Consider the following 10641-nt stretch of genomic DNA (forward strand, 5'->3'; position numbering starts at 1 on the left):
CCCCCCCCCACCACGGGTATGAACCAAAATAAACTTGTAGAGGAGGATATTAATTGAATAAATCTTTTTATTTTTTGTGGATGGGAAATTCACTGGGGAAATTAGCTAATTCTCTATATATGATGACAGTAACTATGGTGATTTACCATATTACAAACTCAGGGACTTTAGCGGGTTTAGTTACCATGATTCATGTTATAGCAAAGTTTCTAAGCAGCTTTTTTATGCCTATAATAACAGATCGATATCCTTTAAAGTTCATCTTAAGAATTTCTTTATTTGGACAATCGTGTTTACTATTTATACTTATTCTTTTGTTTTACTTCAAAGATATCAATCATTTTTTGATTAATTTAATTATTTATTTAATCATTTTTTTCATCGGTTTTCTGGATGGATGGACAAATCCTGCAAGAAACTCTTTAACACCTAAAATCGTACAAAAAGAGGAATTAGCAAAAGCCAATAGCTTAATAAGTACAACGGACCAATCCCTTGCTTTGTTGGGTTGGTCTTTTGGGGGAGTAGCAGCAATTCACTTTGGAAACATCAATATTTTGTATTTCGCATTAAGTCTCTATATATTGTCTGCTCTATCTACTCTTCTCATATCTGAAAAATTTCGCGGAGCTAGTAAATCTAGACCTAACTGGGATTCCATAAAAATTGGCTGGTCTATACTATTTAAGAATGCTAACCTTAGAATAATAACAATTATGGGGATAATTGAAGGAATTGCAGGGGGAATCTGGATTGGAGGGATCACATTAGTATTCGTAAAAGAAATATTAAAACAAAATGAGACTTGGTGGGGGTATATCAACGCCAGTTACTATTTAGGTAGTATAATTGGTGGTATTTTCATTGTCTTAATTTCAAAATGGATGCAACGAAATTTAGTTTATAGTATAATATTGGGATCCTTCGGAGTGAGTGTTTTTGTTTTAATTTATGCCTTTACTAAATCACCAATTGTAGCGCTTACTTTAGTATTTATTATGGGACCTTTCTATCAACTTAGAGATGTATCGCAAAATACCTACTTTCAGTCATCTATAGAGGAAAGTTATCTACCAAAAGTTTATTCTACTCAAAGTAACATATATTATATTGTATTTTCTATATCTGTTTTCATAATGGGAACTATTTCTGATTTTTTAGGAGTTAAACTTGTATACATATTGGCCTCAATATTATATTTCACATCTTCTTTCTTAGCCGTATCAATTAACATAAAAAGATACAAAGATACAGAAATTAAAAATATTAAGATAAAAACAGAAGGTTGACCTGTTTTCGGGTCAACCTGTGGCCGCTAAATAAAACTGAACAGAATTCGATTGATTAAATTGAACAGCTTTTTACCACGCATTTTACATGGAATGGCGTACATGATAGCCTCGCTTCATAGGGCAGATTCTTTTCTGTAAAAAATCCTGTGCGCAGAGGCTCCATGTCAAATGACAATGATTTCGCTCGATTTTCCAATAAAAAACACACGCCCGATTACATACATCGTAATCAATGACGTGTGTTTTTTCATATCATTTCTTCTAAGCTTTACTCGACCGTTACTGACTTCGCTAAGTTGCGTGGTTTGTCGACGTCGCAGCCACGGTGTAATGCCGCATAGTAAGCAATCAATTGTAATGGCACGACAGATGCAAGTGGCGTAAGCATTGGATGAACAGCTGGAATGACGAAACGGTCGTCCTCCATGTCTAATCCTTTCATGGAAATGATGCACGGATTTGCACCGCGCGCGACAACTTCTTTTACGTTCCCACGAATGCTTAAATTCACATGTTCTTGTGTCGCAAGTGCGATGACCGGTGTACCTTTTTCAATTAACGCAATTGTGCCGTGCTTCAATTCCCCGCCTGCAAAACCTTCTGCCTGAATGTAAGAAATTTCTTTTAGCTTTAATGCGCCTTCTAATACGACATAATAGTCAACCGCACGACCGATAAAGAAGCAGTTGCGTGTTGTCGCTAAATACTCGCGTGCGATGTTTTCCATTTCATGTTTTGCATCACAAAGTGTTTCCATCGCATTCGCTACAATACCAAGTTCTTTTGTTACGTCAACATTCAATTCGATGCCTTTTGCTTTTGCAGCCACCGCAGCCAGCATCGCAAGCACTGCAATTTGTGCTGTATATGCTTTCGTTGATGCAACAGCGATTTCTGGTCCAGCATGAAGAAGAAGCGTGTAGTCTGCTTCGCGCGATAATGTCGAACCTGGCACGTTCGTAATCGTTAACGATTTATGGCCAAGCTCTTTCGTGCGTACAAGCACCGCACGGCTGTCCGCTGTTTCTCCGCTTTGTGAAATATAAATAAATAGCGGTTTTTCCGATAAAAGCGGCATGTTGTACGAAAATTCGCTTGCGATATGCACTTCCACAGGGATTTTCGCCCAGTTTTCGATCAATTGTTTGCCGACTAAACCAGCATGATAGCTCGTGCCGCATGCGACGATATATAAACGATCGGCTTCATTGACTGCTTGCACGATGTCTTCATCAATCGTTAGCTCGCCTTGTTCGTTGCGATATTTTTCAATTAAACGGCGAATGACAAGCGGTTGTTCGTCAATTTCTTTTAACATATAGTAAGGATACGTTCCTTTTTCAATGTCGCTTGCATCCAATTCCGCTACATATGGCGCACGCTCTACGACTTCGCCATTTAACTTTTTAATCGTTACACTTTCTTTTGTGACAATGACGATTTCTTTATCCATTAACTCAACATATTGGTTTGTCACTTGCAACATCGCTAATGCATCGCTTGCGACAACGTTAAACCCTTCGCCTAATCCAGCTAAGAGCGGGCTTTTATTTTTCGCCGCGTAAATGACGCCATCGTTTTCGGCATCAATTAACGCGATCGCATAGGAACCTTTCAAAAGCGAAAGCGTCTTACGAAACGCTTCTTCTACCGATAATCCTTCGTTCACAAACGTTTCAATTAACTGAACAATCACTTCTGTATCTGTATCACTTGTAAACGACACGTGTGCTAAATAATCACGTTTTAACAATCCATAGTTTTCGATAACACCATTATGCACAAGGGTAAAACGACCAGATGCGCTTTGGTGCGGATGAGCATTCACCCGGTTTGGCACGCCATGTGTCGCCCAACGTGTATGACCAATGCCAAGCGGCGCATCTACATCTTCTGCGACAATGGCACGCAAGTCAGCAATCCGACCTTTTTCTTTAAACACATGGACACCTTGTCCGTTTAATAACGCAATCCCCGCGGAGTCATATCCACGATACTCTAATTTCTCTAATCCGTACAATAAAATTTCTTTTGATGGTTGTTCACCAATATAACCAACGATTCCGCACATAACAAGTCCTCCCTAATTATAGGGGCAAGAAGGGGCTCTTGCCCCTTGATTTGTATGTGCGATGAACGTTCTTTCCTTTGTGCAAAGAGTCGCCTCTTTGTTTTAAGAAAGAACTTGCGGCTGTCATCGCCTCAGCCGGGAGGCATCCGCCGAACACTCGATAAACCTCCTCCTCGTCAACTAAGCTTTCTTCCCGTCCAAAGCTTAGTCCAGGCGCTTTTGTAAAATTTGTTTTCCACTATCCTCCTTCCATGTAAGATGTCAAACAACAACAGTTTACAACAACATAGAGGCAAACGTCAATGTGTATCGCTTACCCCTGTATAAACAAAATATGCATAAATGGAATAAACCGTTCCATTTATGCATATCGTTTATCGAAACAATTATTGTGCGCCGAATCGCTCACGAATAACAGATGCAATGCGCTCGACGTATTGATCACAAAGTTCATTTGTTGGCGCTTCTGCCATCACGCGAACGAGCGGTTCCGTACCAGACGGGCGAACGAGAATGCGACCGTTTCCAGCCATCTCTTCTTCCACTTCGCGAATAACACGTTGCACCTCTTCGCTTGCGATGGCTTCATGTTTATCTGTTACTTTCACGTTCACTAATTTTTGTGGATATTTTTTCATTTCCCCCGCCAACTCAGAAAGCGGCTTTTTCGTTACTTTCATAATGTTGACAAGCTGCAACGCTGTCAATAATCCGTCTCCTGTCGTATTGTAATCAAGGAAAATAATATGCCCTGACTGTTCCCCACCTAAATTATAGCCGTTCTTTTTCATTTCTTCGACGACGTAACGGTCACCGACTGCCGTTTGTACACTTTTAATGTCTTGCGCTTCTAACGCTTTATAAAATCCGAGATTGCTCATCACCGTCGATACAACCGTTTGATGCTTTAAGCGGCCATGTTCTTTTAAAAATTTCGCGCAAATGTACATAATTTGATCGCCGTCAACGATTTGCCCGTTTTCATCGACTGCAATGAGCCGGTCGCCATCGCCATCAAACGCTAAGCCGACATCAGCCTCTTTTTCTTTTACAAACGCGGCTAATGCTTCTGGATGCGTCGAGCCAACCCCTTCGTTAATATTAATGCCATTCGGGGAAGCCCCCATCGTTAATACATCCGCTTCTAAATCCGCAAAAAGATGAGTCGCCAATGAAGAAGTCGCCCCATGTGCGCAGTCAAGCGCAATGCGCAACCCAGAAAAATCTTCGTCCACCGTTTGTTTTAAATATTGTAAATATTTTTGTCCGCCTTCAAAATAGTCATTTACCTGTCCTAAATCTTTTCCAATTGGTCTTGGCAACGTATCTTCTTCGCTATCAAGCAATGCTTCAATTTGTAGTTCCTGCTCATCCGATAGCTTAAAACCGTCCGGGCCGAAAAATTTAATCCCGTTATCTTGCACCGGATTGTGTGAAGCCGAAATCATAATACCGGCTTGCGCTCCTAACGCTTTTGTCAAATAAGCCACGCCCGGCGTCGAAATGACGCCAAGGCGCATGACCTCCGCTCCAATTGACAGCAATCCGGCCACAAGTGCTCCTTCCAACATATGTCCAGAAATGCGCGTATCGCGCCCGATTAACACTTTCGGACGTTCTTTATCTTTCGTAAGCACATAACCGCCGCAACGGCCGATTTTAAACGCTAATTCTGGTGTTAATTCACTGTTTGCTACTCCGCGTACACCATCGGTACCAAAATACTTACCCATTACACGAATCTCTCCTTTATTTCATGATCGCTGGCTAATTCGAATCTTCGCTTTATTATCTGGCAACTTCCATGTAATATTTTGTGGACCGTTCACTTCTACTTCGACCTCGTGCTCGCCGACCCCTAACTCACTCGCATTCACATACAGCTGAAGGTCGTCTGCTCGAATGCTATCAAGTACGCTAGGGGCTCCGGATACTTGGACATCCATGTTCCCGTCTTTCGGGTTTAAAAATTGAACGGTGTATTGGTCCCCCAATCCTAATACGTGAATCGGCAAAGACGAGAATGTTTTTGTTTCTTCCTGTTGAACTTGGATATGAATTTTTACCTTTGCGGGATCAACGCTTTTAACCCCTTCCGGCAACGGGACCGGTACTTCCAACGTCGTATCGCTCGTAATGTCATCGAGATTAATCGTAATACCATCAATAAACTCAATGGAGTCAATTTTGTCTTTCGGACCGAAGATCGTTACTTCATTCGGGACGGTTTCAATTTTAACAATACTTAGCCCCTCTTTTAAAGTCCCTGTCCTATTAATTTTCAGGGGAACTGATTTGCTCGGGCTTTTAATTGGTACGGTCACCTCGACGACAGAAGGGTTAATATTTACGTCCAATATTCTTCCCTCCCGATCATACGCCATCACCCGCGATTCTTGCTTCAATGTATCTAAGGCTCCGTCTAGGTCAACCCTAGCCTTTACTAATGCTACTCGTTCCACTACATCTTTCGCCCCGGTAATCGTCACCACGCTCGGCTTCACGATCGGTTCTTCGACAGAATATCCGTCAGCTAATTTATTTTTATGGATGAAGTCGACATCCACAGAGAAATCATGAGAAACTTTTTCTTGAATCGTTACTTTTGCCGTAGACGGTTCGATTTTTACCGTAAGTTTATCAGAAATGTTTTTATATTTAATCGGAACGGTGTATGTTCCTAACTCTAAGTTCGTTAAATCGACATATATTTCAAAATCTCGCTGCAACGCCGTCGGCTTTAAAATACTCGCCGGTCCTTCTAACGTTACGTTCACCGTTTTCGGAACACCTGACACGACTAAATTTTGCTCATCATAATATGTGACGACCGGAACATTGGTAACTGTTTCAATGTCTGTCTGCCCGATCGAATTGCGCGTAATGCCTGATTTCGATTCTTTCTCTTCAATATTGACCGACATATACAGCATGATCGCCAATAACAAGGCGAAAATTTTCATAAACCAATGATTATTCATTAAATTATCTAGTTTATCCATGCTTCTTCCCCCTCCATTGCCAACGAGATGAGGAAGTCGTCTTCGTTGCCGGGATTAACTCCTTTTTGAGCAATTCCCGAAATTGCTCCGGAGTTAAGTCTCGATGCAGCTCCCCGTTTTTTGTTACTGACACAGCACCCGTTTCTTCCGATACGACAACCGTCACACTATCCGTCACCTCACTAATTCCTAGTGCCGCACGGTGACGTGTTCCTAATTCTTTCGAAATAAACGGGCTCTCTGATAGCGGCAAATAGCACCCAGCCGCTGCGACATGATTTTTTTGAATAATCACTGCTCCATCGTGCAACGGCGTATTTGGAATAAAAATATTAATTAACAATTCCGATGAAATGCGGGCATTCAAAGGGATTCCCGTTTCAATGTAGTCTCCCATACCCGTTTCACGTTCAACAGAGATGAGAGCACCGATACGCCGTTTAGCCATGTATTCCGTCGCCTTCACAATCGCCTCGACCATCTGTGCCCTCTCTTCTTCCTCTGGAACCGTGCTTCTTGAGAACAGTTTCCCTCTCCCTAGTTGCTCAAGCGCTCGCCTTAACTCTGGCTGAAAAATGATGATGATTGCTAAAAATCCCCATGTTAGCGCTTGGTCCATTAACCATTGTAACGTGCTAAGTCCTAAAAAATTGCTGACAATTCTTACTAATATAATAAGAATGATTCCTTTTAAAAGCTGAACGGCTTTCGTTCCACGAATCACCATAATTAACTTATAAATGACGTACCAAACAAGAAGAATATCGACGACTTTCGTTATATAACTCAATACCGGGAGCTCTCCAAAAGGCATTCTCACACTTCCTTTATCATTCGAATTCCGCTATATTTTATTTACGCAACTCTTTTATTATATCACATACAGAAAAAGAGCCGCCAAAAAGACGGCTTTTCACTCGAACAAATCTTTCACTACACTTTTGATATTGTACCAAATCCAATCAAATGCTTCATTAATTTCTTCGACTTCTCCGGTTACTTGTCCAGCGGAAGCTAAATATTTTTCTCCGTGAATCACTGTGACGTTTCCGTTAACCTTTCCTTCGATTTTAATCGTTCCATTGCGTACGACAATATCGCCGTCCACCGTTTTTCCTTTTGGAACAACAACCGTATGACCTTGAATAATGACATTTTCCCTCGTAGAAACGGAAAATTGTTGTTCTTGATTCCAGGTAGTATATAAGCTGCCGACCATTAAAGCGACAAATAGCGACGCTGCCGCGATAAACGGATGGCTTTTCAACCATCTTCCAACGCGAATCCGCCTCTTTTCTTTTGGCAGTTTCGCCATGACCTTTGCTGTAAAATCAACGGATGGAACAAGATGGGAAGCATGCTGAATAAATGCCACTGTCTTTTTTAAACTATTGAAATGATGAGAACATTCTTGGCAATGCTGCAAATGTTCTCGCAACGCTCGTTCATCGTTAGGGGCGATATCGCCGTCTAAGTAATCATGCATCCATTGAATCACATGATCCGGACATTTCATGCTTTTCACCTCTTATAAATGACCTAAATGCTTTCGTAACGCTTCTCTGCCGCGGTGAATTCTTGTTTTCACAGTCCCGATCGGTAAATCAAGAATCTCGCTAATTTCCTGTAATGATAAATCCTCCATGTATTTTAGCACAATGACACTTCGATATTTTTCCGGAAGTTTTTCAATCGCTTTTTGCACCGTTTCTTGCAACTCCAAACTTTCTACTGTATCTTCCGGAGAAGCATCTGTTGCAGGGAGCTGAGAATACATTGTCAGCCCTTCCGTTCCGCTTACTTCTTCATCTAAATATACATCCGGCTTTTTTTTACGCAATTTATCAATCGACAAGTTCGTCGCAATTCGATACAGCCACGATGAAAATTTCATCGTTGGGTTGTACGTATCAATATTCACATATGCGCGAATAAACGCTTCTTGAGCAGCATCTTCTGCCTCATGACGATTGCCAAGCATCCGGTAACAAATCCGGTACACCTTATCTTTATAAAGCTCGACAATTTCGGCATACGCATTTTGGTCGCCTTTTTGAATCGCTTTAATTCGTTTTGTCACAAACATGTCCATAATTCACAATACCCCCGCTCATTGCGGCTATTATTGTATACGTTTCGTAGCCGGAAAAGTTTCATGCTCAACACCGTATTTATTTTATCATATTTACAAAAAAAAACAGCAGACGAATTTTCGCCTGCTGGATAAAATGTTAGACTAATTTTTCACCAAAAAGCGAGCCCATTAATGCTACTGCAACAGAAGCTGTTTTATTTCGCTCGTCTAAAATCGGATTCACTTCGACAAATTCCGCTGAAGTAATCAGTTGAGCTTCAGCGAGCATTTCCATTGCTAAATGGCTTTCGCGATAAGTAAGTCCGCCGATGACTGGCGTCCCTACCCCAGGAGCATCGTGAGGGTCAAGACCGTCTAAATCTAATGATAGATGCACACCGTCTGTCCGCTCTTTCAAATAAGCGATCGTTTCTTCCATCACTTTCGTCATGCCAAGACGGTCAATTTCATGCATCGTATATACTTTAATGCCTTTTTCACGAATTAATTGCTTTTCTCCTTCGTCAAGCGCTCGCGCGCCGATTAGCACAATATTTTCTGGTTTCACTTTCGGGCTGTATCCACCGATTTGCGTCAGCGCAGGATGACCTAAGCCAAGGCTCGCTGCTAACGGCATGCCGTGGATATTTCCTGAAGGTGATGTTTCCGCCGTATTTAAATCCCCGTGGGCATCGTACCAAATGACGCCGAGGTTTTCATAATGTTTGGCCACACCGGCTAATGTGCCAATAGCAATACTATGGTCGCCGCCTAATACAAGCGGAAAATTGCCTTTTCGAATGACTTCATCAACGGTTTGCGCCAATTTTTCGTTCGCCTCAGCAACCGCTTTCAAATTCCGTAAATTTAGCCGTACCCCTTCATCATCGATCCGCTCCGCTTTTCCGATCGCAATATCGCCTAAGTCCTCAATTTCGTAATGAAGGCGCTCAAGCCTTTCGACAACTCCCGCATAGCGAATCGCACTCGGACCCATATCCACTCCGCGGCGTGTTTGCCCTAAATCCATTGGGACGCCAATAATCGATATTTTCCTCATGTTATCTCTCCTTCCCCTTATCCTTCCTATATTGTAGCGGATGAGCAAACGTTGACTCAACTCGGCACATTTATGAATATTTATTCGAATATAGCTTTGTCTACTTGGGGATGAAAACAAAAAAACCCTTAAATCATCCGATTTAAGGGAACGATGGAGCCTATCGGGATCGAACCGATGACCTCCTGCGTGCAAAGCAGGCGCTCTCCCAGCTGAGCTAAGGCCCCGAGATTTTCTGGAGCGGAAGACGGGACTCGAACCCGCGACCCCCACCTTGGCAAGGTGGTGTTCTACCACTGAACTACTTCCGCATCAAGTGAGCCATGGAGGACTCGAACCTCCGACCCTCTGATTAAAAGTCAGATGCTCTACCTGCTGAGCTAATGGCTCGTCATAGAAAAGAGGCTTCTAATTAAGTTTTAGATGCATATTCGATCGTACTCTACCTGTCCCTTCCTCTACTAGCACATTCAAGATGCCAAATGCGTCGGGACAACTCGCCGCAAATTCGAGGAAGCTTTGCTCGTTGCTGAGCTAATGGCTCGTAATATATGTTAATGGCTGGGCTAGCTGGATTCGAACCAGCGCATCACGGAGTCAAAGTCCGTTGCCTTACCGCTTGGCTATAGCCCACTGACAAAACATCATGGATTAACATCATAGAACTAACTTCATGAAATAACACCGCAAGACGATATTTTGAAAAATTTCTGAAGGAAATTTTGCGAAATATCGTCGACAATGACTGAATTCACAAAGCACTCAAGGAACATTTCTCGAATTTCTATTCAGGAAATTCGGGAAATGTTCCGACATTGATATTACGATTTAAAAACATAATTAAACGCTTTGTATAATCAGCACCGCAGAAATTATTTTGGGGATTTCTGTAGGAAATCCACGAAATCTTAATAATCCCAAGCATTATTATCCCACATAAACAATAAATCATACGGCCAAAAGACAAATAAAAAAAGTTATTTCAAGATACAAACAATGAAATAACGTCGTTGTTTTATTATATATGTATAAATGGTGGAGGGGGACGGATTCGAACCGCCGAACCCACAGGGAGCGGATTTACAGTCCGCCGCGTTTGGCCACTTCGCTACCCCTCCATAGAAAAATTATGTGTTGTCTGA

8 protein-coding genes and 5 tRNA genes are annotated in these 10641 nt (G+C 42.0%); 1 reads left to right on the top strand and 12 read right to left on the bottom strand.

The window, feature by feature from the left end; all coding sequences use genetic code 11:
• The first annotated feature begins 53 nt into the window (after positions 1-53).
• On the top strand, positions 54-1289 hold the full coding sequence (locus M4I42_RS15340) for an MFS transporter (protein WP_268852954.1): 1236 nt from the start codon (positions 54-56) through the stop codon (positions 1287-1289).
• A gap of 271 nt (positions 1290-1560) precedes the next feature.
• Here M4I42_RS15340 and glmS read toward each other — a convergent pair whose 3' ends face one another.
• The 12 genes from glmS to M4I42_RS15400 all read right to left on the bottom strand — a co-directional run bounded on the left by glmS (position 1561) and on the right by M4I42_RS15400 (position 10617).
• Positions 1561-3363: a glutamine--fructose-6-phosphate transaminase (isomerizing) gene (glmS, locus tag M4I42_RS15345; protein WP_268852955.1), complete on the bottom strand. Its 1803-nt coding sequence runs from the start codon at positions 3361-3363 to the stop codon at positions 1561-1563.
• Between the two features lie 386 nt (positions 3364-3749).
• Positions 3750-5096: a phosphoglucosamine mutase gene (gene glmM / locus M4I42_RS15350; protein ID WP_268852956.1), complete on the bottom strand. Its 1347-nt coding sequence runs from the start codon at positions 5094-5096 to the stop codon at positions 3750-3752.
• Positions 5097-5117: 21 nt separating this feature from the next.
• The gene (locus tag M4I42_RS15355; protein ID WP_268852957.1) at positions 5118-6365 is read right to left on the bottom strand and encodes a CdaR family protein; all 1248 of its coding nucleotides are present in this window, start codon (positions 6363-6365) and stop codon (positions 5118-5120) included.
• Positions 6358-7179: a diadenylate cyclase CdaA gene (cdaA, locus tag M4I42_RS15360; RefSeq protein ID WP_268852958.1), complete on the bottom strand. Its 822-nt coding sequence runs from the start codon at positions 7177-7179 to the stop codon at positions 6358-6360. The genes M4I42_RS15355 and cdaA overlap by 8 nt, the downstream gene beginning before the upstream one ends.
• A 99-nt stretch (positions 7180-7278) precedes the next feature.
• A complete protein-coding gene (locus tag M4I42_RS15365; protein ID WP_268852959.1) occupies positions 7279-7881 on the bottom strand; it encodes an anti-sigma factor family protein in 603 nt (200 codons plus the stop codon).
• Positions 7882-7893: 12 nt separating this feature from the next.
• Positions 7894-8457 (bottom strand): RNA polymerase sigma factor SigW, encoded by a 564-nt coding sequence (gene sigW, locus M4I42_RS15370; protein ID WP_268852960.1) that lies wholly within the window; start codon positions 8455-8457, stop codon positions 7894-7896.
• 139 nt (positions 8458-8596) lie between these two features.
• Entirely contained in the window at positions 8597-9499 is a 903-nt protein-coding gene (gene rocF / locus M4I42_RS15375; RefSeq protein ID WP_268852961.1) for an arginase, read from the bottom strand.
• 154 nt (positions 9500-9653) lie between these two features.
• A tRNA-Ala gene (locus M4I42_RS15380) sits at positions 9654-9726 on the bottom strand.
• Positions 9727-9735: 9 nt separating this feature from the next.
• Positions 9736-9810 (bottom strand) — tRNA-Gly (locus M4I42_RS15385).
• Positions 9811-9816: 6 nt separating this feature from the next.
• Positions 9817-9889 (bottom strand) — tRNA-Lys (locus M4I42_RS15390).
• 168 nt (positions 9890-10057) lie between these two features.
• Positions 10058-10132: transfer RNA gene (locus M4I42_RS15395), tRNA-Gln, on the bottom strand.
• A gap of 400 nt (positions 10133-10532) precedes the next feature.
• Positions 10533-10617, bottom strand: a tRNA-Tyr gene (locus M4I42_RS15400).
• Positions 10618-10641: the final 24 nt, after the last annotated feature.

It is taken from the genome of Anoxybacillus sp. J5B_2022, from assembly GCF_026847645.1.
Lineage (GTDB): Bacteria > Bacillota > Bacilli > Bacillales > Anoxybacillaceae > Anoxybacteroides.

Coding starts and splice junctions, on each gene's coding strand:
- glmS (WP_268852955.1), bottom strand. CDS start 3,363: ATGTGCGGAATCGTTGGTTATATTGGTGAACAACCATCAAAAGAAATT.
- glmM (WP_268852956.1), bottom strand. CDS start 5,096: ATGGGTAAGTATTTTGGTACCGATGGTGTACGCGGAGTAGCAAACAGT.
- M4I42_RS15355 (WP_268852957.1), bottom strand. CDS start 6,365: ATGGATAAACTAGATAATTTAATGAATAATCATTGGTTTATGAAAATT.
- cdaA (WP_268852958.1), bottom strand. CDS start 7,179: ATGCCTTTTGGAGAGCTCCCGGTATTGAGTTATATAACGAAAGTCGTC.
- M4I42_RS15365 (WP_268852959.1), bottom strand. CDS start 7,881: ATGAAATGTCCGGATCATGTGATTCAATGGATGCATGATTACTTAGAC.
- sigW (WP_268852960.1), bottom strand. CDS start 8,457: ATGGACATGTTTGTGACAAAACGAATTAAAGCGATTCAAAAAGGCGAC.
- rocF (WP_268852961.1), bottom strand. CDS start 9,499: ATGAGGAAAATATCGATTATTGGCGTCCCAATGGATTTAGGGCAAACA.